This is a genomic window from Streptomyces sp. NPDC056738, assembly GCF_042790435.1.
In the GTDB taxonomy this organism is placed as follows: Bacteria; Actinomycetota; Actinomycetes; order Streptomycetales; family Streptomycetaceae; genus Streptomyces.
Map to the genome: position 1 here is coordinate 224,263 of NZ_JBHTZF010000008.1, position 25,414 is coordinate 249,676.

Here is a 25,414-nt window from a genome sequence, read left to right on the forward strand (position 1 = left end):
CATGCACGTCCTCGTGGTGCACAACCGCTACGCCTCGGCGCAGCCGAGCGGCGAGAACAAGGTCGTCGACGCGGAGGTGGCGCTGCTGCGGGAGGCCGGCCACCGGGTCGAGACGTTCGAGCGGCGCAGTGACGACATCGCCGCCCGGTCCCTGCCGGGCAAGGTGGCCGTCCCGCTGCTGGTGCCGTGGAACCCGGCGGTCCGCTCGGAGCTCGCCGACCGGCTGCGCGCCGACCGGCCGGACGTGGTGCACGTCCACAACGTCTTCCCGCTCCTGTCGCCCGCCGTGCTGGCCGCCTGCGCCGACGCCGGCGTGCCCGCGGTGGCCACGCTGCACAACTACACCCAGATCTGCCCGCCCGGCACGCTCCAGCGGGACGGCCGGCCGTGCACCGAGTGCGTCGGGTCCACGCCGCTGCCCGCCGTCCGGCACGGCTGCTACCGCAACTCGCGGCTGGCGACGGTGCCGCTCGCGGTCAGCATGTCGGTCAACCGGCGGCGGTGGTGGACCGGGGTGGAGCGGTTCTTCTGCATCTCGGCGGCGCAGCGCGACGTCCTGGTGCGGGCGGGCATGCCGGCCGAGAAGCTGGCGGTGAAGCACAACTTCGTGCCCGAACCGGGCCTCCGCCGGGAGGGCCCGGGCGAGCACGTGCTCTATCTGGGCCGGCTCGCGGAGGCCAAGGGCGTACGGCTGCTCATGGCCGCCTGGGACGAACTCGCCGCCGGGGGCGGTGTGGGCGTGCCGCTCGTGATCGCCGGCACGGGGCCGCTGGAGCCCGAGGTGACCGCGTGGGCCGCGGGCCGGGACGACGTCCGCCACGTCGGCCTGTACGACCAGGAGCAGTGCCGGCGGGCGATCGCGCGGTCGGTCGCCGTGGTGGCTCCCTCCACCTGGCTGGAGGCGTTCGGCCTCGTGGTCGTGGAGGCGATGGCGGCGGGGGTCCCGACGGTCGCCGCCGGTCACGGTGCCTTCGTCGAACTCGTCGAGGACGGGGTGACGGGGCTGCTGCACGAGCCGGGTGAGACCGCCTCGCTCGCGTCCTGTCTGCGCCGGATCACGGCCGGGCCGGACGACAACCGGGAGATGGGGCGGGCGGCCCGGCGCCGTTACGAACAGGGCTTCAGCCCGGCCGTCGGGCTGGAGCGCCTGGTGGAGGGGTACCGGACCGCGATCGCGGGACGGTCTGTACATGCTCGCGGCGGGGACACCCGCGCGTTCAAGGGGGATGGGGACAGTACATGACACGATGCCGACTCTGCGGCTCGCACGCGACGGCGAGCGTCGTCGATCTGGGGGCGACGCCGCCGTGCGAGAGCTTTCTCGCCGCTGACCAACTGGACCAGCCGGAGCCCGCGTACCCGCTGCACCTGCGGGTCTGCACCGACTGCTGGCTCGCGCAGATCCCTCCGCTGATCAAGCCGGAGGAGACGTTCACGGAGTACGCCTACTTCTCCTCCTACTCGACGTCCTGGGTGGAGCACGCGCGCACGTTCGTCGACGACGCCGTGCGGCGGGTGGGCCTGGGCCCCGACGCCTTCGTGATCGAGGTCGCGAGCAACGACGGATACCTGCTCAAGCACGTGGTGGAGCGGGGGATCCGCTGCCTCGGCGTCGAGCCCTCGGTGAACGTCGGCGCCGCGGCCCGCGAGGCGGGGGTGCCCACGCTCACGGCGTTCCTCGACCCGGAGACCGGCGCCGCCGTGCGCGCCGAGCACGGCCCGGCCGGCCTGGTCGTGGCCAACAACGTGTACGCGCACATCCCCGACGTGGTCGGGTTCACCCAGGGGCTGCGCGCGCTGGTCGCCGACGACGGCTGGGTCTCCATCGAGGTGCAGCACCTGCTGACCCTGATCGAGGAGAACCAGTACGACACGATCTACCACGAGCACTTCCAGTACTACACGGTCGCCTCGGCGATCCGGGCGCTGGCGAGCGGCGGACTCGCGCTGGTGGACGTCGAGTTGCTGCCCACGCACGGCGGTTCCATCCGGCTGTGGGCCCGCCCGGCCGAGGTGGCGGGCGAGCCCTCCGCCCGCGTGGCCGAGGTGCTCGACCGGGAGAAGGCCGCCGGGCTCCAGGAGCTGTCCGGGTACACCGAGTTCTCCGCCCGGGTGGCCAAGGTGCGCCGGGATCTGCTGCGGTTCCTCATCGAGGCCGCCGAGCGCGGCGAGACGGTCGTCGGCTACGGCGCCCCGGGCAAGGGCAACACGCTGCTCAACCACTGCGGCATCCGGCCCGACCTGCTCGCGTACACCGTCGACCGCAACCCCTACAAGCACGGCCGGTTCACCCCGGGGACCCGCATCCCGATCCTGGAGCCCGAGCGGATCGCCGCCGACAAGCCGGACTACGTCCTGGTCCTTCCGTGGAACCTGCGGGCCGAGCTGACCGAGCAGTTGTCCTTCGTCCACGAATGGGGCGGCCGACTCGTGTTTCCCATTCCGGAACTGAGCATTGTCGAGGTCAAGCGATGAAGGTCGTCCTGTTCTGCGGCGGTTACGGGATGCGGATGCGCAACGGAACCTCCGACGACGTGCCCAAGCCGATGGCGATGGTCGGGCCGCGCCCGCTGATCTGGCACGTCATGCGCTACTACGCGCACTTCGGGCACAAGGAGTTCATCCTGTGCCTGGGCTACGGGGCCCACCACATCAAGGACTTCTTCCTCAACTACGAGGAGACGACGTCCAACGACTTCGTGCTGCGGGGCGGGCGGACCGAGCTGCTGTCCACCGACATAGCCGACTGGACGATCACGTTCGCGCAGACCGGCATCGAGTCGCCCATCGGGGAGCGGCTGCGCCGGGTGCGGCACCACCTGGACGGGGACGAGATGTTCCTCGCCAACTACGCCGACGTGCTCACCGACGCCCCGCTGCCGGAGATGATCGACAACTTCGCCCGGCGCGACGCCGGCGCGTCGATGATGGTGGTCCCGCCGCAGTCCTCGTTCCACTGCGTCGAGCTGGGCGAGGACGGCCTGGTCGGCGGCATCACCGCGGTCAGCGACATGCCGCTGTGGGAGAACGGCGGCTACTTCGTGCTCCGTCAGGAGGTCTTCGACCACATCCCGGAGAACGGGGACCTGGTGGCCGACGGCTGCGGCCAACTCGCCAAGCAGGGACGGCTGGTGGCGCACCAGCACCGCGGTTTCTGGAAGCCGACCGACACCGTGAAGGAGCGGGCCGCGCTCGACGAGGCCTACACCCGGGGCGACCGGCCGTGGGCCGTGTGGGAGCACGGCGGCACCGTTGTACGGGTGCCCGCGAGCCGGGTCGGCGCCACGGCGGGCACCGCGTGATCCGGCTCGGGGCCGGGCGCCTGAACAGCATCGTCGCGGTGGGTGCGCACTGCGACGACATCGCCATCGGCGCCGGCGGCACGCTGCTGACGCTGTGCCGCGCGCATCCGGGCCTCCGCGTCGACGCGCTGGTGCTCAGCGGGGGCGGGGGCGAGCGGGAACAGGAGGAGCGGGCCGCGCTCGCCGCCTTCTGCCCGGGCGCCGACCTCGCGCTGACCGTGCACAAGCTGCCGGACGGCCGGCTGCCCGCGCACTGGGACGAGGCCAAGGGCGCGGTCGAGGAGCTGCGCGCGACCACGGAGCCGGACCTGGTCCTCGCCCCGCGCACCGACGACGCGCACCAGGACCACCGGGGTCTGGCCAAGCTCATGACCACCGCGTTCCGCGACCACCTCGTGCTCGGCTACGAGATCGTCAAGTGGGACGGCGATCTCGGCCGTCCCTCGGCGTACCAGCCGCTGGCGCCGGAGACCGCCGAGGAGAAGGTGCGGCTGCTGCAGGAGCACTACCCCTCGCAGCAGCACCGGCCCTGGTACGACCGGGAGGCCTTCCTCGGGCTGGCCCGCATCCGCGGCATCGAAAGCAACGCGCGCTACGCCGAGGCGTTCGCCGTCACCAAACTCACTCTCGACCTGGGGGAATGAACCTTGCGCGTACTGCTGACCGGGCACCAGGGCTACCTGGGCACCGTCATGGCCCCGGTCCTCACGGCCGCCGGACACGAGGTCGTCGGCCTCGACGCCGGCCTGTTCGCCGACTGCGTCCTCGGCCCGGCTCCCGCCGACCCGCCGACGCGGCAGGTGGACCTGCGCGACGTCACGGCCGAACACGTGGCCGGCGTCGACGCCGTGATCCACCTGGCCGCGCTGTCCAACGACCCGCTGGGCGCGCTGGCGCCCGACCTCACCTACGACATCAACCACCACGCGTCCGTGAAGCTGGCGAAACTGGCCCGCGACGCGGGAGTGCGACGCTTCCTGTACGCGTCGACCTGCTCCGTCTACGGCGCCGCCGGCGGCGACGAACTCGTCGCCGAGGACGCCCCGCTGCGGCCGGTGACGCCGTACGCGGAGTCCAAGGTGCGGGTCGAGGACGACCTGCACGAGCTCGCCGACGGCGACTTCACCCCGGTGTACATGCGCAACGCCACCGCCTTCGGCTACTCGCCCCGGCTGCGCGCCGACATCGTGCTGAACAACCTGGTGGGGCACGCCCTGCTGTCCGGCGAGGTCCTCGTGCTCTCCGACGGCACGCCCTGGCGCCCGCTGGTGCACGCCGCCGACATCGCCCGGGCCTTCACGGCCGCGCTGGACGCGCCCCGGGAGGCCGTGCACGACCGGGCGTTCAACATCGGCAGCGAGGTCAACAACGTCACCGTCGCCGAGATCGCCGAGCAGGTCGCCGAGGCGGTGTCCGGTGCCAAGGTGGTGATCACCGGCGAGAACGGCGCGGACCCGCGGTCGTACCGGGTGGACTTCTCCCGGTTCCGCGCCGCGATCCCCGGCTTCGACTGCGAGTGGACGGTCAAGCAGGGCGCGCTCGAACTCGCCGACGCCTACCGCGAGCACGGGCTGACCCGGGAGAGCTTCGAGCAGCGCTTCACCCGGCTCGCGGTGCTGCGCGCGGCGTCCGACGCGGGCACGGTCGACGAGACCCTGCGGTGGCGCCGATGAGCACGGCCGGGGAGGAGATGTACGCGCTGGTGGAGCGGTTGTACCCGCTGTGCCGGAGCATCACGGGCGACGGGGTGCGCGCCACCCTGGACATCGTCGGCGAACACATCCCGCTCCAGGTGCACGAGGTGCCGACCGGGACCCAGGTGCTGGACTGGACGGTGCCGCAGGAGTGGAACATCCGCGACGCCTACATAGCCGACGGCACGGGCAGGCGGGTCGTCGACTTCGCCGCGTCCAGCCTGCACGTGCTCGGCTACAGCGTGCCGGTGTCGGCGACCATGCCGCTGTCCGAGCTGCGCGGGCATCTGCACACCCTGCCGGACCAGCCTGACCTGGTGCCGTACCGCACCAGCTACTACAAGCCGGAGTGGGGGTTCTGCCTGGCCCAGGAGACCCTGGACGCGCTGCCCGAGGGCGAGTACGAGGTCCGCATCGACTCCACGCTCGCCGACGGCCATCTCACCTACGCCGAACACGTGGTCCCCGGGCAGGTCACCGACGAGGTGATCGTCTCCTGCCACGTCTGCCACCCGTCGCTGGCCAACGACAACCTGGCCGGCATCGCCGTGGCGGTGTACCTGGCGCGCGCGCTGGCGGAGCAGAACCCGTACTACACCTACCGGTTCATCTTCGCGCCCGGCACCGTCGGGGCGATCACCTGGCTGGCCCGCAACGCCGAGCGGGTCGACCGGGTCAAGCACGGACTGGTGCTGGCCTGCGCTGGCGACTCGGGCAGTCTGACGTACAAGCGGAGCAGGCGCGGGGACGCGGAGATCGACCGGGTGCTGGAGCATGTGCTGCGCACCTCCGAACGCCCGCACCGGATCAAGGAGTTCACCCCGTACGGCTACGACGAGCGGCAGTACTGCTCGCCCGGGTTCGATCTCGGAGTGGGCTCGCTCAGCCGGACCCCGTACGCCGGGTACCCCGAGTACCACACCTCGGCGGACGACCTGGACTTCGTCTCCCCGGAGGCGATGGCGGACACGCTCGCCGTCTGCCGCGAGGCGTTCGCCGTCCTGGACCGCAACCGGCGGTACGTCAACCTCAGCCCCTACGGCGAGCCGCAGCTCGGCCGGCGCGGGCTGTACGACTCGCTCGGCGGCCGCAGCGACGCCAAGGAGGCCCAGATGGCCATGCTGTGGGTGCTCAGCCTCTCCGACGGCGAGCACAGTCTGCTGGACGTCGCGGAGCGCGCCGGGCTGCCCTTCGACACGGTCGCCGCCGCGGCCGGTGCCCTGCGCGACGCCGACCTGATCAAGACGTGACGCCGATGACCACCGAGGGGGAGAATCCGCCGACGACGGTGCCGCCGGCCGGGTCCGCCAAGCGGGCCCTGGTCGGCCGGCTGTCCTGGGGGCTGGCCGACCAGGCGGCCTCCAGCGTGAGCAACTTCGCGGTGGGCATCTACGTGGCCCGCTCGCTGGGGGTGACCGCGTTCGGCGTGTTCAGCCTCGCCTGGGTGACGTACGGCGTGGTGCTCAACGTCTCCCGCGGGCTGGCCACCGATCCGCTCACGGTCCGCTTCAGCGGCCCGCCCGGCGCCGCGTGGCGCGGGGCGGTGGGCCGGTCGACGGGCACCGCGCTCGGCGTCGGCGGCGTCCTCGGCGTGGTGTGCCTGGCGGCCGGTCTCGGCCTCGGCGGCCGGGTCGGGCCCGCGTTCGCCGCCCTCGGGGTCATGCTGCCGGGGCTGCTGCTCCAGGACGCCTGGCGGTACTCGTTCTTCGCCGCGGGCACCGGGCGGAAGGCGTTCTTCAACGACGTCGCCTGGGGTGTCGCGCTCGTCCCCGCCATGGTGGTGGCGGCCCATGTGGGCACCGTGGCCGCCTTCGTGTTCGCCTGGGGCGCGTCCGCCACGGTGGCGGCGGGGTACGGGTACGTCCAGTCCGGCATCCGGCCGCGCATGGCCGAGGCGCGCGGCTGGCTGCGCGAACAGCGCGATCTCGGCTACCGCTACCTGGTCGAGAACGTCAGCCTCAGCGGCGCGAGCCAGTTGCGGGCGTACGGGGTGGGCGTGATCGTCGGGGTCGGCGCGGTGGGCGCGGTGCGGGGCGCCGAGCTCCTGCTCGGCCCGTTCCTGGCCGTGCTCATGGGGCTCTCGCTCGTCACCGTCCCGGAGGCGGCACGGGTGCTGCGGCAGGCCCCGCACCAACTGGGCAGGTTCTGCCTGCTCCTGGGCGGGGGGCAGGCCGTCGGCGCGCTGCTCTGGGGCTCGGCGCTGCTGCTGGTGCCCGACCGGCTCGGCGAGATGGTGCTCGGCGACGTCTGGCACTCCGCCTCCCAGCTCATCGTGCCGATCAGCCTCGGCGTCGCCGGCGCGGGCCTCGGCACCGGCGCGGCCGCCGGGCTGCGCGCACTCGGCGCGGCCCGGCGCAGCCTGCGCTGCCAGTTGTTCGCCTCCGTCTGCTACGTCGGCGGCGGACTCGGCGGCGCGGCCGCCGGCGGCGCGGTCGGCTCGGCCTGGGGCGTCGCCGCCGCGACCGTCAGCGGCTCGGCCGTGTGGTGGCTGCAACTGCGCTCCGCCCTGCGCGAGCGCGCTCAAGAACCGATCCGCGAAGTGAGGACGTCATGACCGCGCAACCCAGGCTGAGCATCGGCCTGCCCGTGTACAACGGCGAGGAGTACCTGGCCGAGTCGCTCGACGCCCTGCTCGGCCAGACCTACGAGGACTTCGAGCTGGTCATCTCCGACAACGCCTCGGCCGACGGCACCGAGGACATCTGCCGCCGGTACGCCGCGAAGGACTCGCGCATCCGGTACATCCGGCTGCCCCGGAACATCGGCGCGACACCGAACCACAACCATGTGCTCGCCGAGTCCCGCGGCGAACTGTTCAAGTGGGCCTCGCACGACGACCTGTACGGCCGGGACCTGCTGCGGCTGTGCGTGGAGGCGCTGGACGAGCGGCCCGAGATGATCCTCGCGCACACCGGCCAGGCGGTCATCGACGGCGACGGCAAGGTGAAGGTCCCCTACGACTACACGCTCGCCACCGACTCGCCGAGCGCGCCGGAGCGCTTCCGCAGTCTGCTGTTCGAGCCCGGCGGCGACGACTTCTACGGCGTCATGCGGACCGACGTGCTGCGCCGGGTGAAGCCGATGGACAGCTACCACCACGCGGACCGCACCTACGTCGCCGAGATCACCCTGCACGGGCCCTTCTACCAGGTGCCCGAACTGCTGTACTTCCGGCGCGACCACCCCACCCGCGCCGAGCGGGCGAACCCCTCCAAGCGCTCCCGGTGCGTCAACCTGGACCCGCGCCGGGCCGGCCCGCTGCACCCGACGCCCCGGCTGCTCGCCGAGTACGTCTGGGGCTTCGTCTCGTCGATCCGGCGGGCGCCGCTGTCCCCGGCCGACCGGCGGGCCTGCCGCCGTCACCTGGCCGCGTGGATGACCAGCCGGGTCCGGCCGGGCGCCGGCGAGCGGGTCGAGGACCGCGCCCCGGTCGACCCGGACCGGCTCACCGTCTCCGTCGACGCCCTGGTCGCCGGCCGTGAGGGGAGGCGGGCATGAGCGCCGCGAACGGAACTCCGGTGCGCGTCGGGGTGTTCGGCCTGCTCGGCTCCGGCAACCTCGGCAACGACGGGTCGCTGGAGGCCGTGCTCGGATACCTGGGGCGGCGGCACCCGGAGGCGGCCGTGGACGCGCTGTGCGGCGGACCCGAGGCCGTCACCGCCCGGTTCGGGATCCCGGCGACGCGGCTGCACTGGTACCGCGGGGAGTACCGGACCGCGTCACGGGCCGGCGCGATCGTGGGCAAGGGGCTGGGCAAACTCGTCGACGTCTTCCGCACCGCCGCCTGGGTGCGCCGGCACGACGTGGTGATCGTCCCGGGCATGGGCGTCCTGGAGGCCACGCTGCCGCTGCGGCCGTGGGGCTTCCCGTACTCGCTGTTCCTGCTCTGCGCGAGCGGCCGGCTGCTGCGCACCCGGGTCGCGCTGGTCAGCGTCGGGGCCGCCGAGATCCGCAACCGGCCGACCCGGGCCCTGGTGCGCTGGTCGGGGCGGCTGGCCGCGTACCGGTCCTACCGCGACGACCAGTCCCGGGCCGCGATGCGGGCGATGGGCGTGGACACCGCGCGCGACAAGGTCTACCCGGACCTGGCGTTCTCGCTGCCCGCGCCGCGTGCGGGCGAGCCCTCGGGCGCACCGGGCCCGGTCTGCGTCGGTGTCATGGACTTCCACGGCGGCAACGACGACCGTGCCCGGGCCGAGGAGATCCACGGGCGCTACCTCGACGGGACGATCCGGTTCGTACGCACGCTGGCCGAGGAGGGCAGACCGGTCCGGCTGCTCACCGGCGACACCTGCGACACGTCGGTGGTCACGGCGATCCTCGACGCCGTGGACTCGCCCCTGGTCACCGCCGCCGAACCGGCGTCGCTGGCCGACCTGATGAACGAGATGGCCGCCGCCGACACCGTGGTGGCGGTCCGGTACCACAACCTGATCTGCGCGCTGAAGACCGGCACACCGGCGCTCGCGCTCAGTTACGCGGCGAAGAGCGACGCGCTCATGGAGCGGATGGGTCTCGGCGCCTACTGCCACCCGGCGCGCGAGGTCGACGCCGACCGGCTGCTCGAACAGTTCCGGGCGCTGGAGAAGGGATCGGCGGAACTGCGCCGGACCCTCGCCGAGCGCAACGAGGCCGCCGCCCGGCAACTGGAGGACCAGTTCGACGAGTTGACCGCGACCCTGTTCCCGGCGACCGACCACGCCCACGCACAGCGGGAGACCCGATGAAAGCGACCGACGTACCAGCGATCTCCGGCGCGTACCTGTTCGAGCCGACTCCGTTCGCCGACGAACGCGGCTTCTTCTGCCGCACCTTCGACGCGGACGTGGTCCGCTCGGTGGGCCTGGACCCGGACTCCTTCATCCAGGACAGCGTGTCCCGTTCGGTCCGGGGCGTGCTGCGCGGACTGCACCTGCGCTCCGGCGCGGGCGAGGCCAAGCTCGTGCGGTGCTCGTACGGGAGGATCTTCGACGTCGTCGTGGATCTGCGCCCGCACTCGCCGACCTACCGCAACGTGGCGACCTTCGAGCTGTCCGGCGAGACGCAGAAGACCCTGTACATCCCGGCGGGGTGCGCGCACGGCTTCCAGGCCCTGACCGAGACCGCCGACACCTCCTACCGGATCGACCGTCCGCACGATCCCGCCGAGGACGTGACGATCGCCTTCGACGACCCGGAGCTCGCCATCGCCTGGCCGCTGCCGGTCACTTCGATGTCCCAGAGGGACCGGGAGGCGCCGAGCCTCGCCAAGGTCCTGCAGCACCAGGAAAGTTGAGGCCGGCGTGCCAACCGAAGACACCCAAGAACTCCTCCTGCCCCGCTCGCGGACCGCGAACGAACGGCTGCACGCCATGATTCCCGGGGGCGCGCACACCTACGCCAAGGGCGACGACCAGTACCCCGACAACGTGGCCCCGGTCATCAGCCACGGCAGCGGTGCCCACGTGTGGGACGTCGACGGGAACCGCTACATCGAGTACGGCTCCGGTCTGCGCTCGGTCAGCCTCGGTCACGCGCACCCGCGTGTGACCGAGGCGGCCCGCCGCGAACTCGACCGCGGCAGCAACTTCGTGCGGCCGTCCATCCTGGAGGTCCAGGCCGCGGAACGCTTCCTGGCCACGGTGCCGACCGCCGAGATGGTGAAGTTCGCGAAGAACGGCTCCGACGCGACCACCGCGGCGGTGCGGCTGGCCCGCGCCGCCACCGGGCGTCCGCGGGTGGCGATCTGCGCCGACCATCCGTTCTTCTCGGTCGACGACTGGTTCATCGGCACCACGCCGATGTCCGCCGGCATCCCGGCGGAGACCAACGAGCTCACCGTGACCTTCCCCTACGGCGACCTGGCCGCCACGGAGGAGATGCTCACCCGGTACGAGGGTGAGGTCGCCTGCCTGATCCTCGAACCCGCCGCCCAGACCGAGCCCCCGCCCGGCTATCTCGCCGGGCTGCGCGAGCTGGCCGACCGGTACGGCTGTGTCCTGGTCTTCGACGAGATGATCACGGGCTTCCGCTGGTCGGAGGCGGGCGCCCAGGGCCTGTACGGCGTCGTCCCGGACCTCTCGACGTTCGGCAAGGCGCTGGGCAACGGGTTCGCCGTCTCCGCGCTGGCCGGGCGCCGTGAGCTGATGGAGCTGGGCGGGCTGCGTCACTCGGGCGAGCGGGTGTTCCTGCTGTCCACCACGCACGGCGCCGAGACGCACTCGCTGGCGGCCGCGATGGCCGTCCAGACCGTCTACACGGAGGAGGGCGTCACCGCGCGGCTGCACGCCCTCGGCGAGCGGCTGGCCGCCGGTGTCCGCGAGGCCGCCGCCAGCATGGGCGTCGGCGACCATCTCGTCGTCCGGGGCCGGGCCAGCAACCTGGTCTTCGCCACGCTCGACGAGAACGGGCAGCCCTCGCAGGAGTACCGCACCCTGTTCCTGCGGCGGCTCCTCGCGGGCGGGGTCCTGGCCCCGTCGTTCGTGGTGAGCAGCGCGCTGGAGGACGCCGACATCGATCGTACGGTCGACGTGGTGGCCCAGGCGTGCGCGGTGTACCGCAAGGCACTCGACGCCGCCGATCCCACCCCCTGGCTCGCCGGTCGCCCGGTGAAGCCCGTGTTCCGCCGTCTGGCGTGACATGAGGTGAGGTGACATGGCGTCAGCGCACCTCCCGGCGACCGGTGTCGGCCGGGTGACCGGCCGTCCGTCCCGCGATCCGGCCGGTCCGCGCGCCGGTTGACCGGCCGGCTCTCCGCTCCGTGGTGCGGTCGGCCGTACGGTGCGCCGTGTGGCCGGAGTTCCGGTCCGCCGCGCGGCCGGCTCTCGGGTCCTCCATGCGGTCGGCAGGCGGCAGGTTCGCGGGGCGGCCGGCCGGCGGCCGGCGCGTCGTCCCGTCGCTCCGGCGGTCCACCGTCCGGCCGACCGCCCGGCCGGTCATGCGGTCGGCCGTCCGGTCGACCAGCCACGCGGCCGCCGGCACCACCGCGATCGCGGTGCACCAGCCGCCGAGGGCGTCGGTCGGGTAGTGCGCGCCGAGGGCGACCTGGGCCCAGCCCATGGCGGTACCGGCGGTCAGCGCGGCGCCGAGCACGAGTGCGGTGCCGGCGGTCCTGCCGAGGCCGAGCCGGTCGGTCGCGGTCAGGGCCACCGCGAGGGCGAGGGCGGTGGCGAAGGCGGTGTGCCCGCTCGGGTAGGACAGGTTCCCGTCGCCGTGAATGGTGCGTCCCACCAGGGACTTGAGCAGCGTCGCCGTGACCACGGCCGCTGCGGCGCCGGCGGCGACGAGCGCCGCCGCGCGGGGGCGCCGGAGGAGCAGGCAGCCCGCCATGAGGATCACGACCAGGGCAGTCGCCCCCGCGGGCTCCCCCAGGAAGTCCAGCGCCAGGGCGACCCGCCGCCACGGCGAGCCCACGTCGTAGGCCGCCGTCCCGATCCGCTCGTCCACCGGTCCCGGCTCGCTGTCGCCGGCGTACAGGACCCCGAGCGCGAGGACCGTCGACGCGGCGAGGACCGCGATCAGCCCGAGCCGTAATCGGAGCGCCGGGGGCACCACGGCGACTTCCGCGTGACGCCAACTCCCCACCGACGAACCCCCGTTGTGTCCGAGTCGGCCCGTACGCGAGCCTTTGTCACCCTAACCAACAACGCGGGCGCGGCGCATCGGCGCCCGGGTAAGGAGCGAGTCAACACTTGGCGAAGTCTCAACCGGACGGAGCGATGGTGACCTTGACGTGTTTCATCAAGGGCTGGTCGCTCTGGAGGCTGTAGTCGCCGATCGCGCAGAGGACGTTCATCTCGGGCATGTAGCCCGCCGCGCAGCCGCGGGGGATGTCGTAGGGGATGGCCAGATAGCCGTCGAGACTGCGGTGGCTGCCGTCCTTGGCGGTGCTGACGATCTCGACCGGGGTGAACTCGGAGATGCCGCGTTCGCGCATGTCGTCCTCGTTCATGAAGACCAGCGTGCGCAGGTTCTTCACGCCCCGGTAGCGGTCGTTGTCCGAGTAGATGGTGGTGTTCCACTGGTCGTGGGACCGCATGGTGCCGAGGGCCAGGGTGCCGGGTTCGGGGATCACGTCGGGCAGCGGGGCCGCGGAGAACTCGGCCAGGCCCGACGGGGTGAGGAAGACCAGTTCGCGGGCGGGCTGTTTGATCCGGAACCCGAGCGGCAGGCGGACCCGCCGGTTGCAGTCCTCGAACCCGTCCAGGACCCGGGCCATCGTGTCGCGGATGCGGTCGTAGTCCTCGATGTACCACTCCCACGGGGTCCCGCTGTCCGGGAGGGCGGCACGCGCGATGCCCGCGATGATCGCGGGTTCGGACAGCAGCTCCTTCGAGGCGGGGCGCTTCATGCCGATGGACAGGTGGACCATGCTCATCGAGTCCTCGACCGAGGTGCTCTGGACGCCGCCGCGCTGGTGGTCCTTCTCGGTCCGGCCCAGGCAGGGGAGGATCAGCGCCCGGCGGCCGTGCACGAGGTGGCTGCGGTTGAGCTTGGTGCTCACCTGGACCGTGAGGTCGCAATTGCGCAGGGCCGCGTAGGTGTAGGGGGTGTCGGGCGCGGCGAGGGCGAAGTTGCCGCCCATGCCGACGAACACCTTCACGTCGCCGCGGTGCATGGCCCGGATGGTGGCCACGGTGTCCATGCCGTGCTCGCGGGGCGGGTCGATCCCGCAGACCTCGCCGAGCCGGTCCAGGAACTCCTCGGCCGGCCGGTGGTCGATGCCGCACGTCCGGTTGCCCTGGACGTTGCTGTGCCCGCGCACCGGTGAGGGACCGGCGCCCTCACGGCCCAGATTGCCCCGCAGCAGAAGGAGGTTGACGATCTCCCGTACGGTGTCGACGCCGTGTTCGTGCTGGGTGACGCCGAGGCACCAGCTGATGATGGAGCGGTCGGCGTCGCGGTACACGCGGGCCGCCTTGAGGATGCCGTCCCGGCCGACCCCGGACTGCCGCTCGATGGCGTCCCAGGTGGTGGCCTCGCACACCGCGCGGTACTTGTCGAAGTACGCCGTGTGCCGGTCGATGAACTCCTGGTCCAGGGCCTTGGGGTCCGTCGCGGACTGCTCCAGGATCGCCTTCGCCATCCCCCGTACGAGCGCCATGTCGCCGCCGATGCGCGGCTGGAGGTTCAGGGTGCTGGTCCGGGTGGACTTGAGGACGGCCATGTCCGTGAAGTCGTGCGGGACGATGGTCCGGGTGGCGGCGGCCTCGACCAGGGGGTTGATGTGCACGATCTGGGCGCCGCGGTGGTAGGCCTCGGCCAGGGCGGTGAGCATCCTGGGCGCGTTGGAGGCGGCGTTGACACCCATGATGAACAGGGCGTCGGTGGTCTCCCAGTCCTTGAGGTCGGCGGTCCCCTTGCCGGTGCCGAGCGATGCCGTCAGCGCCCGCCCGCTGGCCTCGTGGCACATGTTCGAGCAGTCGGGCAGGTTGTTGGTGCCCAGTTCGCGGGCCAGGAGCTGGTAGAGGAACGTGGCCTCGTTGCCCAGGCGTCCCGAGGTGTAGAAGGAGGCCTGGCCGGGGTCGTCGAGTTCGCGCAGCGCGCGCCCGGCGAGTTCGAACGCGTCGCGCCAGGCGATCGGCACGTAGTGGTCCGACTCCGGGTCGTAGACCATCGGTTCGGTCAGCCGGCCCTGGTCCTCCAGGTCGTAGTCGCTCCAGCCGGACAGCTCGGCCACCGAGTGCGCGGCGAAGAACTCGCGGCCGACCCGCTTGCCGGTCATCTCCCAGGTGACGTGTTTGATGCCGTTCTCGCAGATGTCCAGGTGCAGGCCCTTGGTGTCGTCGGGCCACGCGCATCCCGGGCAGTCGAAGCCCGTGTTCTCGTGGTTCATGCGCATGATCGCACGGGGGCCGTCCACCAGCGCGCGTTCCCGCACGAGGAACTGGCTCACGCTCTTGGCCGCACCCCAGCCGGCGGCCGGGTGGTGGTACGGATGGAATTCCGGTTCGCCCTGCGGGTCGGGCCCGACGTGGGGCACCCGGCCGTCCTGTCCGTTCTGGGATGCGTTCAAGAGTCTCACCGAGCTAGCACTGGGGTCGTTTTCCGTGGTTCGCGGCGTGCTTGCGGCGGCTCTTCTTCTTCCGGCGGCGCTTCGAGGACATGGGACCTCCCTGGCTCACTCGTGACGCACGCGCAGGACAGCGCGAAGCGTCCTGGACTCCGGTGACCCACGATTCCATACATCACATACCCCCGCGATCCGACTCGTGAGTGCACAAACCGGCGTGGATATGCTGATATCACTCCCATTCGACTCAGACTGCGCACACCGAGGAGCAGGCATGGCCAGCGAACCGGCACCGATCAGCGAGGCCGCCCGGCAGGCACTGGAGCAGGAACTCGCCGACCTGCGCACCGAACGCTCGACGGTCGCGGCGACCCTCCAGGACTCGGACGCGGAGGTGGGCGACCACGCCGACGCGGCCGACGAGTTGCAGCGCGCGGACGACCTGCGGCGCCTGGACGACCGGATCTCGCAGATCACCACACGGCTCGCCGGGGCGGACGTGGCGGGTCCCCCGCCCACGGACACGGTCGGCGTGGGCAGTACGGTCACCGTCCGGTTCGCGGACGGCACGACGGACACCGTCCAGATCGGCGAGGGCGCCGCGGTGCTGGACCGCACGCTCGTCACGGCCGACAGTCCGCTCGGACGCGCGCTCCTCGGCCGGCGGGCGGGCGACACGGTGGACTTCCAGGCACCCGACGGACCGGGAAGCGCGGTCGTGGTCTCCCTGGGCGGATAGTTCGCCGCGTCGTGCGGCGGACGGCGGGGCAGCGGCCGACCGGAGGATCCGCGGTCCGGAGTCCCCCGGTGCGTTCGTGCCCCGCGATGGGTTCGGTCCCCGGGTTCAGTCCCCGTAACTGGAGGGCGGATAGGGGGCCCGGTCCCGCCGGGTGACATCGCCCGTCGGGATCCGGCCGGAGCCCACCTCCAGGTCGATCTCCACGCGCTCGCGCCGGTAGGCGGCCTCGGGATCGTCCATGGGCCCGGCGAGCAGCCCCGCTTCCCTCCGCTCGCGGACCGTCCGTGCGTAGAGCTCGTCGTCGTCGCACCGCAGGGGCATGCCCCTGTTGTGGGCGTGCTCCGGATCGCCTTCGACAGCCCGGTTGGACTTGTGGTGCGTCATGCGCAGCCTCCTCAAACGACTACCCGGCGTCTCGCGAGCCCGGGTACGTCCTCGGTGTGCAGGAGTCCTCCGTCCCGTCGTTCGTCGTACGTTCGTACGTCGGTCACTTCCCCCTGTCGCCGGCGGGCTCCGCGCTCCCCCGCCCCGCCTCCGCGCCGTCATCCGCGGGTCCGCCGTCCGGGGCGCCGGCCGCGGCGCCCTTGCGCACGACGCAGCGCACCGAGCCGTCCCGGTCCTCGGCGACGATCGTGTCGCCGGGTTCGGCCTCGCCGCCGAGCAGCAGCTCCGCGATGCCGTTGTCGAGCTCCGTCTGGATCGTGCGCCGGAGCGGGCGCGCGCCGAACTCCGGTTGATGACCATGGGCGATCAGCAGTTTCTTGGCCGCCTCGGTCACCTCCAGTTTCATGCCCTGCGCGTGCACCCGGCGTTCGCTCCGGCCGAGGAGGTGCTCGACGATCTGCGCCAGATCGTCCTCCTTCAGGCCGTGGAAGATGATGATGTCGTCGATGCGGTTCAGGAACTCGGGCAGGAACCGGGTCCGCAGCTCGTCCATCAACGCGTCCTTGAGATCGGACACATCGCCCTTGTGGTCCAGGATCCGGTGCGCCCCGATGTTGGACGTCATGATCACGACGCAGTGCCGGAAGTCGACGGTGCGCCCCTGACCGTCCGTCAGGCGCCCGTCGTCGAGGATCTGGAGCAGCGTGTTGAAGACGTCGGGGTGCGCCTTCTCCACCTCGTCGAACAGGACGACGCTGTACGGCTGTCTGCGGACCTTCTCAGTCAACTGCCCCGCCTCGTCGTAGCCGACGTATCCGGGCGGCGCGCCGACGAGACGGGCGACCGTGTGCTTCTCCTGGAACTCGCTCATGTCGAAGCGGACCATGCGGCTCTCGTCGCCGAACAACTGCTCGGCGAGGGTCTTGGCCAGCTCCGTCTTGCCGACGCCGGTGGGGCCGAGGAAGAGGAAGGAACCCACGGGGCGGTTCGGATCGCCCATGCCGGCCCGGTTGCGGCGTACCGCCTGCGAGACGGCGGTGACCGCCTCGTCCTGGCCGACGATCCGGGCGTGCATCTCCTCCTCCAGCTTCAGGAGCTTCTCCTTCTCGCTGGCGGTGAGTTGGGACACCGGGATGCCGGTGCGACGGGAGACGATGTCCGCGATGTCGCGGGCGGTCACGGACACGACACCGGCGCGCCGCTCCTCGATGCCCGCGAGCTCGCCCTCGGCCTCGGCGATCCGTCCCTTGAGCTGTCCCGCGCGCTCGAAGTCCTCGGCGGCCACGGCCTGATCGCGCTCGCGGCGCAGTTTCGCGATGCCGTCCTCGCGTTCGGCGACCTCGGTCGAACGGACGGCGCTGCGCAGCCGCACCCGGGCGCCCGCCTGGTCCATCACGTCGATCGCCTTGTCGGGCAGGAACCGGTCGCTGATGTAGCGGTCGGACAGTTCCGCCGCGGCGGCCAGGGCGCCGTCGGCGAAGCGGACCTGGTGGTGCGCCTCGTACGCGTCGCGCAGCCCCTCCAGGATCTGCACGGTCTCCTCGACCGACGGCTCGGGCACCATCACCGGCTGGAAGCGGCGTTCGAGCGCGGCGTCCTTCTCGACGTACTTGCGGTACTCGTCGATGGTCGTCGCGCCCACCACGTGCAGTTCCCCGCGGGCCAGGGCGGGTTTGAGCATGTTGCCCGCGTCCATGGAGCCCTCGCCCGTCGCGCCCGCGCCGACGACCGTGTGCAGTTCGTCGATGAAGAGAACGATCTCCCCGTCCGACGCCTGGACGTCCTCGATGACCTTCTTCAGCCGCTCCTCGAACTGTCCGCGGTACTGGGCTCCCGCCACCATGCCGGACAGGTCGAGGGAGACGACACGCTTGCCCTTGAGGGTGTCGGGGACGTCGCCGGAGACGATGCGCTGGGCGAGGCCTTCGACGATCGCGGTCTTGCCGACGCCCGGTTCGCCGATGAGCACCGGGTTGTTCTTGGAGCGCCGGGAGAGGATCTCGATGGTCTGCTCGATCTGCTCGGCGCGTCCGACGACCGGGTCCAGCTTGCCGGCCTTGGCCTCCTCGGTCAGGTCCCGTCCGAACTCGTCGAGGGTCGTGGCGGGCTTGTCGGGCTCGGCCGCGCGGTTTTCGGGACGGGCCGTGCGTTCCGTGAGACCGGCCAGTTTCTGCGCGTCCTGTCCGTCGGCGCGCAGCAGCCGGGCGGCGCCGGTGTCGGCGTCGCCGAGCAGCGCGGCGAGGATGTGCTCGGGGCCGATGTAGGACACACCGGCCGCCTGCGAGCGGGCGTACGCGGCGGCGAGGGTGCGCTTGGCCGCGGGGGTCAGGCCCGGCTCCGAGGACGGTTCGCTGCTCTCCCGGGGGAGGACCTCGGCGAGCTGGGCCGCGAGGGCGTCGGGGTCCACGTCCGCGCGGGCCAGCAGCGAGCGCGCGGGTTCGACCTTCGTGGCGGCCCAGAGCAGGTGCTCCGTGTCGAGGTCGGAGGTCCCGTCCTGCTGGGCGCGCTGTGCGGCCAGGTTCAGGAGTTCCTGCGAGGACTCCGTCAGCAGCCGTCCGATGGGGACGCGCTGCACGGCCGGTGGAGACGACGCGGGCGACATCCCGAAGAAGCGGTTCAGCAGTTCACCGAAGGGGTCGGACGAGCCGAAACCGTAGGACGACATCGACATGGACAGCTCCCGGTGCGGCAACGAGTTCTTTCCACCATTTCGCGGCGCCTATTGCTCCGCAACCGGAGCGGCCGCCGCCGCCGCACGTGCCCTGGCCTGCGTGTTCATCCCTGCGACGGCGGAACTCGACGGAGGGAAGGGGGTGTTGGCGAGCGCCGGAAAACCGGATCCGGCCGGGCCCGCGGACCGGCGCGCGTGCCCGCCCCGCCGGGGTGGCACGCGTGCGTCCGCCGGGTTCAGACCGCTCCCCTGCCGGGGTCGCCGTCCCCGTTCGTGTCCCCGCCCGTGGCGGTCGACGGGTCGAGTGCCACGACGGCCTCGTCCGTGTGGACGAGGAAGGTCAGGGTCTGGCGGAAGTACAGGTCGACGCCCGTGGCGTCGTGGGCGGTGTAGCCGATGGCGAGGTCCTCGCCGAGGCGCAGTTCGTAGTCGCCGCCCCGGGTGGTGAGCAGGAAGGCCCCCTCCACGGCGGGGGCCCAGATCAGCCGGCCGTCGAGCAGTCTGCCGAGGTGGGCGGCGACGGGATAACCGTGGTCGGAGGTCTCGCTGACCGCCGTGTAGGCCTCCGCGCCCAGCAGCAGTGCGTACGGGCCCTGCACGCCGGCCAGCCGGAGGGTGCTCAGGGCGTGGCTGACGGCGTCGGGGAAGTCGCGGGGCTCCGCGGGGAGACGGAGCACGGGGTTGGACGTACGGGCGCGCAGGCCCTCGACGTGGGCCGCCGCGTATCCGTTGAAGACGGTCTGGTCCTCGGCGAACGCCATGGTCCGGGCGGCGTCCTTGACCGGCTGCCAGTCGGAGTCCTGGGCGCCCCGGTCCACGTCGTCCACGGCGTCGCGGCTCACCCGGAACGGCACGGTGAGCTCGACCAGGGGCTGAACCTGACGCAGCCGGGCCGCGACACCGGGTGACGGCCCGTCGATGCGGGACAGATGGCCGGTCCCGACGGCGGCGAGCACCGGCCCGTCGGGGCCCGTGACGTCCACGACGCGCCGGCCGGCGAGGTTGCGCCGGAAGGTGCGGCGCGCCTCGTCCTCGATCTCGTTCCACGCGGCGGGGGTGACGGGTGCGAGTTCGCGGTGCAGGTTGCCGGTGCCGGCGGCGCCGGGGGTGATGGCGTCGGGTGCGGTCGTCATGTGCGGACTCCTTTGAGGCTGCCGATCCCCAGTGAGCCGTTCGCGGGGGCGGGCTCGCCGTCCGCGGGGGTGGGGCCGGGGGCGGGCTCGCCGGTCACGGCGTCGGGGTCCGCCGCGCCGCCGTCCTCCTCCCGCTCGCCGGGGGCGGCGGGGAGGTCGTCGAGAAAGCCGGCGGGCGGCACGTGGAAGAGGCAGCCGGTGATCGCGGTCGAGAAGTCGAGGATGCGGTCGTGCGCGGCCCGGGCGTCTCCGAGGAACATGTTGCGCAGCATCTGCTCGGTCACCTCGGGGGTGCGCGCGTAGCCGATGAAGAAGGTGCCGAACTCGCCCTCGCCCAGGGTGCCGAACGGCATGTTCTCCCGCACGATCTTGCGTTCGTCGCCGTTCTCGTCGGTGACGGTGTTGCGGGCGACGTGGGAGTCGGCCGGCTTGATCTCGTCGGGGAGTTCGGTGTTGGCGAGCTTCGTGCGCCCGATGACCCGTTCCTGTTCGTCCGACGGCAGCGCGTTCCAGGTCCGCAGGTCGTGCAGGTACTTCTGGACGATCACGTAACTGCCGCCCGCGAAAGCGGGATCCTCGTCGCCGACGACCACGGCGTCGACGGCCGCGGGGCCCTCGGGGTTCTCGCTGCCGTCGACGAAGCCGAGCAGGTCGCGCTCGTCGAAGTACTTGAACCCGTGGACCTCGTCGACCACCGTGGCCGCGCCCTCCAGCCGTTCCACGATGAGCCGGGCCAGTTCGAAGCAGAGGTCCTGGCGGCGGGCCCGGAGGTGGAAGAGGAGGTCTCCCGGCGTGGCCGGGGCCCGGTGGCGTCTGCCGGTCAACTCCACGAACGGGTGCAGCTCCCGGGGACGGGGACCGCTGAACAGCCGGTCCCAGACGGCCGATCCGATGCCGACGACACAGGCCAGTTCGTCGGCCGGGGCCCGGAAGGAGACGGAGCGGCGCAGTCCGGAGACGTCCTCCAGCAGACCGCGGACCGTGTCCTCGTGCCCCGGCGTGACGGTGACCACGAGGAACACCGTGGCCCTGGCCGGTCGGGAGATCACAGCCTGTGGCTCGGCCAAGAGTCGGCCTCCTCATGGGACGCGGAGGTGTCCGTCGCGCACGGACCGGACGGTTCTTCCTCCCATCCTGCTGGGTTCTGGGGCAAACCGCACCAGAACGGACCGCTCCTCCGCCGGGGTCAGCCGCTCACGAGTCCGACGACGACGTTGATGGCCGTGGCGAGGATGCTGGTGCCGAAGACGTACGACAGGAGGCAGTGCCTCAGCACGATCGAGCGAATCTGCGCGCTGGAGACGCTGGTGTCGGACACCTGGTAGGTCATCCCGAGGTTGTAGCTGAAGTAGAAGAAGTCGCGGTACGCGGGCGGGTCGTCCGTGTTGAAGTCGATGCCGCCGTTCCCGTCGTAGTACAGGTAGGCGTAACGGGTGGCGTACATCAGGTGGAGGGCGGCCCAGGCCAGGAACACTCCGCACAGGGCGGTCACGGCCGCCGCGTCACCGTGGCCGGACCTGCCGCCGCGCAGGAGCAGCAGCGCGATGGCGCCGAGCCCGCACAGGGCGACGGCGACCACGACGAGTTCGTCGGTCAGCGGGCGCAGGTCCTCCCGGCACGCGCTGCCGCGGGTCGCCTCGGCGCTCATCGGCCACAGCACCACCCAGCCCGCCAGGACGAAGAACAGCTCCGTCCCGGCGATCCCGGCCAGCAGACCCAGGAAGACGTCGTTCGAGAAGCCGACGGCCACGCCGACCGCGGCACCGAGGAGCAACGAGATGATCAGGCGCGGAACGGCGTCCAGGGGCAGTCTCGGCAGGCTGGTCCTCATACGCCGTCACGCTAGGGCATGTCCGCGGAGTCCCGCCTGCCCGGCGACGCCCGGCACTCCTGCGCCCCGGGGCCGCCGGCCGGCCGGCGCGAACGGGCGGGGCTGCGGCACGAACGGGCGGGGCGACGGGGGTCAGACGGGAAAGAGCAGGCAACTGCTGGTGGTGTGGGCGAGCAGCCGGCCGGAGGCGTCGAAGAGCTCCGCCTGGGCGAGCGCGGTGCGGCGGCCGCTGTTCAGGACGGTGCCGACGGCGTGGACCCTGCCGGTGTCCACGGTGACCGGGCGCAGGAACTTCACGTTCAGGTCGAGCGAGGTGTAGCCGGTGCCGTGGGGCAGCACGGACTGCACAGCGCAGCCCGCCGCCGAGTCGAGCAGGGTGGCGTAGATGCCTCCGTGGACGCTTCCGATCGGGTTGTAGTGCTCCTCCCCGGGGACCAGGGAGAAGACCACCCGGCCGTGCTCGACCTCTTCGAGCGTCATGCCGAGCGTCGCGGAGATCGGCGGCGCGGGGAGCCGTCCGGCCTGCATCTCGCGGAGGAAGTCGAGACCGCTGTACCGGGCTACGGCGGCCGCGGAGACGGCCGGGTCCTCCCAGTCGTACGTACGAGACCTGCCCATGGTTCTCCCACACTCCCCGTTCGGCGAGCTGACTCTGTTTTTCACAGTCAGCCGGTACGACCGAAGCTAGCCAGCGCGACACCTGGATGTCAATCTCACAGTCAGCCTACGATGGGGCCCATGACGTGGCTCGACACCAGCACCGAGAACTGCACGGTCCAGCGGACGCTCGACCTGGTCGGCGAGAAGTGGTCGATGCTGGTCCTGCGGGACGCGATGAACGGCGTACGGCGCTTCGACGACTTCCGGCGCCACGTCGGGCTCTCCGAGAGCGTGCTCGCGGACCGGCTGCGGAAGCTGGTCGCGGCCGGGATCCTGGACACCGTGCCGTACAGCGAGCCCGGCAGCCGCACCCGTAACGAGTACCGGCTCACCCGCAAGGGCTGGGACCTGTGGCCCGCCATGATCGCCCTCAAGCAGTGGGGTGACCGCTACACGGCGGATCCCGAGGGGCCGCCGCTGGAGGTCGTGCACGCGGAGTGCGGCGAGCAGGTGCGCGCGGCGGTCGTGTGCGGGGCCGGACACGGCACGCTGATCCCGCCGGAGGCCCGGACCCGCCCGGGCCCGTCGGCCCGGCTGCCCGAGCCGCCCGCCCGCCCGGCTTCCGGAGGGTGACCGGGGAACACCTCTACGGCGGCCTCGTCACCGCCGCCCGGCCCACGTCCGGCGGGTGAGGCCCCCCGGCCGCCTTCGGGCCGGGAACCGATGGGGTCCTCGGCGCGAAACCGGGGCGGGACACAGGCCGCCTCGTGGTGCCGGGGCCCGGCTCGTGGCAGCGTGACCTCATGAGGGCCGGCCCGGCACGTCGGACATGGACGTCCGCCGCGCGGGCATCCGGTTTCGCGTGACCGGCGTGAGGCGGCGCCCCCTCGGACGGCGGCCGCGGTGCCGGACGGACCGACCGGTGGAGGAACGATGAGCACGCAGACGGGGCCACCGGCCCGCGAACGATGGGCGGCGAGAGCCTCGCTCGCGGCGGCGGCGCTCGCCGTGGCACTCCCGCTCGCCTTCGGGGGCGTGCGCGGCTTCCTGCTCCTGCTCGCCGCTCTGGCCGCCATGGCCGTCGCCGCCGCGGCGCTGTGGTGGGCGCTGACCCGGCGCGGCCCGGTGCGCTGGATCGCGGGTCTGCTCGCCGTCGTGCTGCCGCTCGCCGTCGTCGTGGTCCTCGCGATCACGCTCCTGTGGACCCTGCTGCTGTCCCCCGTGCTGTGGATCGTCGCCGTGTGGTGCGGCCGCTACGCGCTGCGCAGCGCCCGTGGCCGGGTCCGGGCCATGAAGGAGCACCGCACTCCGCCGCCGCGGCGGCCGGTCGTCATCATGAATCCCCGGTCGGGGGGCGGCAAGGTCGAGCGGTTCGGCCTCGTCGAGAAGGCCGAACGGCTCGGCGCCCGGGTCGTGCTCCTGGACCCGGAGCGGCACCAGGACGTCACCGTTCTGGCCCGGCAGGCGGTCGCGGAGGGGGCGGACCTGCTGGGCGTGGCGGGCGGCGACGGGACGCAGGCGCTCGTCGCGGCAGTCGCCGCCGAACACGGTCTGCCCTTCCTCGTCGTCTCGGCCGGCACCCGCAACCACTTCGCCATGGACCTCGGTCTCGACCGCGACGACCCCAGCACCTGCCTGGACGCGCTGAAGGACGGGGTCGAACTGCGGGTGGACCTCGGCTTCGCCGGAGAGCACCCGTTCGTCAACAACGCCTCGTTCGGGGCGTACGCGGCGGTCGTCCAGGATCCCGCGTACCGGGACGACAAGATCGGCACGATCCTGGAGCTCCTGCCGGACCTCCTCACCCGCCAGCGCGGGCCCGAGCTGACCGCCCACGCCGCCGGTACGACACTGGAGGCGCCGCAGGCCGTGCTGGTGAGCAACAACCCCTACCGCACGAACGACCCGGCGGGTCTGGGCCGGCGCGAGCGGCTGGACTCGGGGCTGCTCGGGGTCCTCGGCGTCAAGGTGGACAGCGCGGTCGAGGCCGCGGCCCTGCTGCTCGCCCCCGCACCGCACGGCCTGTCGGTCTTCACCGCGCGCGAGGTGGTCGTGACCGCCGACGGCGCCGAGCTGGAGGCGGGCATCGACGGTGAGGCCATGGTCCTGCCCACCCCGGTCCGCTGCCGTGTCGAACCGGGCGCGCTGCGCGTCCGCGTCCCCAGGAAGCGCCCGGGCGTCCCCGCGGTCCAGCCCACCCTGGACTGGCGCCGGCTGATGGCCATGGCCCTGCTGGTGGGCCGCACGGCCGGCGTACACCGCCCGGGCCACGGACCGGGGCAGCAGGACGACAGCCGCTGACCGGCCGGAGGCGTTGGCGGGGACCGTGGCGGGGGCACCGGAGCCGTCGACCTTGCCCGGGACGGGCGGACCGGAGCCGTTGACCTTGCCGGGGGCGACCCGGCCGAAGCCGTTGACGGTGCCGGATCGCCGGGCCCCTGCGACGCGGGGGCGCCGGGCCACCAGGGGCGCCGGGCCACCAGGGGCGCCGGGCCGCCAGGGCGCGGGGGCGCCGGGCCACCGGGGTGTTCGGCTCCGGGGGCCTCGTCGGCCAACACCCCGGACGCCCGGGAGTGCACGTCCGGTCCACGGCCCTTCCGGCGCCTACGATCGTCCCGTGGTCCTCTTCGTCCTGGAACGCGTGTCCCGGCACCCGGTCGCCGAGAGCTGGCGGCGGCTGACCGACTGGCCCCGGCACGCCGACGTCGTCCCGCTGACCCGGGTCACCGTGCGCACACCGGCGCCGACGCGGCAGGGCACGGTCTTCGTCGCGCGGTCGGGACTGGGGCCGCTCGCGTTCGACGACCCGATGGAGGTCGTCGCGTGGAGTCCGCCGGACGGCGAGGGTCCGGGAACGTGCCGCCTGGTCAAGCGCGGCACGTTCGTCACGGGCTGGGCCGAGTTCGAGGTGCACCCGGCGGACGGCGGCGGTTCACGGGTGGTCTGGCGCGAGGACCTGCGCGTACGCGGACTCCCCGGCTTCGCCGACCGGCCGCTGGGCGGGTCGGCACGGTGGATGTTCGGGCGGGCGGTGGACGGGTTGCTGGACCGGGGCTGAGCCCCGGCCGT

At 72.5% G+C, this 25,414-nt stretch carries 23 protein-coding genes and 1 pseudogene; 15 read left to right on the forward strand and 9 right to left on the reverse strand.

What is annotated here, in order from left to right; all coding sequences use genetic code 11:
* Position 1: 1 nt before the first annotated feature.
* The 11 genes from ACFRIC_RS22515 to ACFRIC_RS22565 are packed head-to-tail and all read left to right on the forward strand — an operon-like array spanning position 2 to position 11,613.
* Positions 2 to 1,243, forward strand: coding sequence for a glycosyltransferase (locus tag ACFRIC_RS22515; protein WP_382788400.1), 1,242 nt, complete (start codon positions 2 to 4; stop codon positions 1,241 to 1,243).
* Positions 1,240 to 2,475, forward strand: coding sequence for a class I SAM-dependent methyltransferase (locus ACFRIC_RS22520; protein WP_382788402.1), 1,236 nt, complete (start codon positions 1,240 to 1,242; stop codon positions 2,473 to 2,475). Before ACFRIC_RS22515 ends, ACFRIC_RS22520 begins: the two co-directional genes overlap by 4 nt.
* The gene (locus ACFRIC_RS22525; RefSeq protein ID WP_382788404.1) at positions 2,472 to 3,302 is read left to right on the forward strand and encodes a glucose-1-phosphate cytidylyltransferase; all 831 of its coding nucleotides are present in this window, start codon (positions 2,472 to 2,474) and stop codon (positions 3,300 to 3,302) included. Before ACFRIC_RS22520 ends, ACFRIC_RS22525 begins: the two co-directional genes overlap by 4 nt.
* Positions 3,299 to 3,946 carry a PIG-L deacetylase family protein gene (locus ACFRIC_RS22530; RefSeq protein ID WP_382788406.1) on the forward strand — a complete coding sequence of 216 codons (648 nt, stop codon included), beginning with the start codon at positions 3,299 to 3,301 and terminating at the stop codon, positions 3,944 to 3,946. The genes ACFRIC_RS22525 and ACFRIC_RS22530 overlap by 4 nt, the downstream gene beginning before the upstream one ends.
* A gap of 3 nt (positions 3,947 to 3,949) precedes the next feature.
* Positions 3,950 to 4,975 carry an NAD-dependent epimerase/dehydratase family protein gene (locus ACFRIC_RS22535; RefSeq protein WP_382788408.1) on the forward strand — a complete coding sequence of 342 codons (1,026 nt, stop codon included), beginning with the start codon at positions 3,950 to 3,952 and terminating at the stop codon, positions 4,973 to 4,975.
* Positions 4,972 to 6,246: a DUF4910 domain-containing protein gene (locus ACFRIC_RS22540; RefSeq protein ID WP_382788410.1), complete on the forward strand. Its 1,275-nt coding sequence runs from the start codon at positions 4,972 to 4,974 to the stop codon at positions 6,244 to 6,246. Before ACFRIC_RS22535 ends, ACFRIC_RS22540 begins: the two co-directional genes overlap by 4 nt.
* Before the next feature lie 5 nt (positions 6,247 to 6,251).
* Complete coding sequence (locus ACFRIC_RS22545) at positions 6,252 to 7,550, forward strand: hypothetical protein (protein WP_382788412.1); 1,299 nt, start codon at positions 6,252 to 6,254, stop codon at positions 7,548 to 7,550.
* Entirely contained in the window at positions 7,547 to 8,494 is a 948-nt protein-coding gene (locus ACFRIC_RS22550) for a glycosyltransferase family 2 protein (RefSeq protein WP_382788414.1), read from the forward strand. Before ACFRIC_RS22545 ends, ACFRIC_RS22550 begins: the two co-directional genes overlap by 4 nt.
* Entirely contained in the window at positions 8,491 to 9,723 is a 1,233-nt protein-coding gene (locus ACFRIC_RS22555; protein WP_382788416.1) for a polysaccharide pyruvyl transferase family protein, read from the forward strand. The genes ACFRIC_RS22550 and ACFRIC_RS22555 overlap by 4 nt, the downstream gene beginning before the upstream one ends.
* On the forward strand, positions 9,720 to 10,271 hold the full coding sequence (rfbC, locus tag ACFRIC_RS22560) for a dTDP-4-dehydrorhamnose 3,5-epimerase (RefSeq protein WP_382788418.1): 552 nt from the start codon (positions 9,720 to 9,722) through the stop codon (positions 10,269 to 10,271). Before ACFRIC_RS22555 ends, rfbC begins: the two co-directional genes overlap by 4 nt.
* A 7-nt stretch (positions 10,272 to 10,278) precedes the next feature.
* A complete protein-coding gene (locus tag ACFRIC_RS22565; RefSeq protein WP_382788420.1) occupies positions 10,279 to 11,613 on the forward strand; it encodes a glutamate-1-semialdehyde 2,1-aminomutase in 1,335 nt (444 codons plus the stop codon).
* A gap of 289 nt (positions 11,614 to 11,902) precedes the next feature.
* Here ACFRIC_RS22565 and ACFRIC_RS22570 read toward each other — a convergent pair.
* The 3 genes and pseudogenes from ACFRIC_RS22570 to ACFRIC_RS22580 form a co-directional block, all read right to left on the reverse strand.
* Positions 11,903 to 12,559, reverse strand: a pseudogene (locus tag ACFRIC_RS22570) (phosphatase PAP2 family protein); the annotation flags it as partial.
* A 118-nt stretch (positions 12,560 to 12,677) separates the two neighbouring features.
* Positions 12,678 to 14,990 carry an FdhF/YdeP family oxidoreductase gene (locus tag ACFRIC_RS22575; protein ID WP_382788422.1) on the reverse strand — a complete coding sequence of 771 codons (2,313 nt, stop codon included), beginning with the start codon at positions 14,988 to 14,990 and terminating at the stop codon, positions 12,678 to 12,680.
* 13 nt (positions 14,991 to 15,003) lie between these two features.
* On the reverse strand, positions 15,004 to 15,081 hold the full coding sequence (locus ACFRIC_RS22580; protein ID WP_382788762.1) for a 50S ribosomal protein bL37: 78 nt from the start codon (positions 15,079 to 15,081) through the stop codon (positions 15,004 to 15,006).
* 180 nt (positions 15,082 to 15,261) lie between these two features.
* Here ACFRIC_RS22580 and ACFRIC_RS22585 point away from each other — a divergent pair, with 180 nt between their 5' ends.
* Positions 15,262 to 15,726, forward strand: coding sequence for a GreA/GreB family elongation factor (locus ACFRIC_RS22585; RefSeq protein ID WP_382788424.1), 465 nt, complete (start codon positions 15,262 to 15,264; stop codon positions 15,724 to 15,726).
* Positions 15,727 to 15,831: 105 nt separating this feature from the next.
* On the opposite strand, the gene ACFRIC_RS22590 is transcribed toward ACFRIC_RS22585, so the two are convergent.
* From ACFRIC_RS22590 to ACFRIC_RS22615, 6 genes are all read right to left on the reverse strand, one after another.
* Positions 15,832 to 16,110, reverse strand: coding sequence for a hypothetical protein (locus ACFRIC_RS22590; protein ID WP_382788426.1), 279 nt, complete (start codon positions 16,108 to 16,110; stop codon positions 15,832 to 15,834).
* Between the two features lie 103 nt (positions 16,111 to 16,213).
* Positions 16,214 to 18,781 (reverse strand): ATP-dependent Clp protease ATP-binding subunit, encoded by a 2,568-nt coding sequence (locus ACFRIC_RS22595; protein ID WP_382788428.1) that lies wholly within the window; start codon positions 18,779 to 18,781, stop codon positions 16,214 to 16,216.
* A 236-nt stretch (positions 18,782 to 19,017) separates the two neighbouring features.
* Positions 19,018 to 19,914 (reverse strand): family 1 encapsulin nanocompartment shell protein, encoded by an 897-nt coding sequence (locus ACFRIC_RS22600; RefSeq protein ID WP_382788430.1) that lies wholly within the window; start codon positions 19,912 to 19,914, stop codon positions 19,018 to 19,020.
* Positions 19,911 to 20,981, reverse strand: coding sequence for a Dyp-type peroxidase (locus ACFRIC_RS22605; RefSeq protein ID WP_382788432.1), 1,071 nt, complete (start codon positions 20,979 to 20,981; stop codon positions 19,911 to 19,913). Before ACFRIC_RS22605 ends, ACFRIC_RS22600 begins: the two co-directional genes overlap by 4 nt.
* A 119-nt stretch (positions 20,982 to 21,100) precedes the next feature.
* Positions 21,101 to 21,745 (reverse strand): DUF1345 domain-containing protein, encoded by a 645-nt coding sequence (locus ACFRIC_RS22610; protein ID WP_382788434.1) that lies wholly within the window; start codon positions 21,743 to 21,745, stop codon positions 21,101 to 21,103.
* Positions 21,746 to 21,877: 132 nt separating this feature from the next.
* Complete coding sequence (locus tag ACFRIC_RS22615; protein WP_382788436.1) at positions 21,878 to 22,363, reverse strand: PaaI family thioesterase; 486 nt, start codon at positions 22,361 to 22,363, stop codon at positions 21,878 to 21,880.
* Between the two features lie 120 nt (positions 22,364 to 22,483).
* On the opposite strand from ACFRIC_RS22615, the gene ACFRIC_RS22620 reads away from it, so the two are divergent.
* From ACFRIC_RS22620 to ACFRIC_RS22630, 3 genes are all read left to right on the forward strand, one after another.
* A complete protein-coding gene (locus ACFRIC_RS22620) occupies positions 22,484 to 22,978 on the forward strand; it encodes a winged helix-turn-helix transcriptional regulator (RefSeq protein ID WP_382788438.1) in 495 nt (164 codons plus the stop codon).
* Positions 22,979 to 23,278: 300 nt separating this feature from the next.
* Positions 23,279 to 24,646 (forward strand): diacylglycerol/lipid kinase family protein, encoded by a 1,368-nt coding sequence (locus ACFRIC_RS22625; RefSeq protein ID WP_382788440.1) that lies wholly within the window; start codon positions 23,279 to 23,281, stop codon positions 24,644 to 24,646.
* A 316-nt stretch (positions 24,647 to 24,962) separates the two neighbouring features.
* Entirely contained in the window at positions 24,963 to 25,403 is a 441-nt protein-coding gene (locus ACFRIC_RS22630; protein ID WP_382788442.1) for an SRPBCC family protein, read from the forward strand.
* Positions 25,404 to 25,414 lie beyond the last annotated feature (11 nt).

Coding starts and splice junctions, on each gene's coding strand:
- ACFRIC_RS22515 (WP_382788400.1), top strand. CDS start 2: ATGCACGTCCTCGTGGTGCACAACCGCTACGCCTCGGCGCAGCCGAGC.
- ACFRIC_RS22520 (WP_382788402.1), top strand. CDS start 1,240: ATGACACGATGCCGACTCTGCGGCTCGCACGCGACGGCGAGCGTCGTC.
- ACFRIC_RS22525 (WP_382788404.1), top strand. CDS start 2,472: ATGAAGGTCGTCCTGTTCTGCGGCGGTTACGGGATGCGGATGCGCAAC.
- ACFRIC_RS22540 (WP_382788410.1), top strand. CDS start 4,972: ATGAGCACGGCCGGGGAGGAGATGTACGCGCTGGTGGAGCGGTTGTAC.
- ACFRIC_RS22545 (WP_382788412.1), top strand. CDS start 6,252: ATGACCACCGAGGGGGAGAATCCGCCGACGACGGTGCCGCCGGCCGGG.
- ACFRIC_RS22550 (WP_382788414.1), top strand. CDS start 7,547: ATGACCGCGCAACCCAGGCTGAGCATCGGCCTGCCCGTGTACAACGGC.
- ACFRIC_RS22555 (WP_382788416.1), top strand. CDS start 8,491: ATGAGCGCCGCGAACGGAACTCCGGTGCGCGTCGGGGTGTTCGGCCTG.
- rfbC (WP_382788418.1), top strand. CDS start 9,720: ATGAAAGCGACCGACGTACCAGCGATCTCCGGCGCGTACCTGTTCGAG.
- ACFRIC_RS22580 (WP_382788762.1), bottom strand. CDS start 15,081: ATGTCCTCGAAGCGCCGCCGGAAGAAGAAGAGCCGCCGCAAGCACGCC.
- ACFRIC_RS22585 (WP_382788424.1), top strand. CDS start 15,262: ATGGCCAGCGAACCGGCACCGATCAGCGAGGCCGCCCGGCAGGCACTG.
- ACFRIC_RS22590 (WP_382788426.1), bottom strand. CDS start 16,110: ATGACGCACCACAAGTCCAACCGGGCTGTCGAAGGCGATCCGGAGCAC.
- ACFRIC_RS22595 (WP_382788428.1), bottom strand. CDS start 18,781: ATGTCGATGTCGTCCTACGGTTTCGGCTCGTCCGACCCCTTCGGTGAA.
- ACFRIC_RS22600 (WP_382788430.1), bottom strand. CDS start 19,914: ATGACGACCGCACCCGACGCCATCACCCCCGGCGCCGCCGGCACCGGC.
- ACFRIC_RS22610 (WP_382788434.1), bottom strand. CDS start 21,745: ATGAGGACCAGCCTGCCGAGACTGCCCCTGGACGCCGTTCCGCGCCTG.
- ACFRIC_RS22615 (WP_382788436.1), bottom strand. CDS start 22,363: ATGGGCAGGTCTCGTACGTACGACTGGGAGGACCCGGCCGTCTCCGCG.
- ACFRIC_RS22620 (WP_382788438.1), top strand. CDS start 22,484: ATGACGTGGCTCGACACCAGCACCGAGAACTGCACGGTCCAGCGGACG.
- ACFRIC_RS22625 (WP_382788440.1), top strand. CDS start 23,279: ATGAGCACGCAGACGGGGCCACCGGCCCGCGAACGATGGGCGGCGAGA.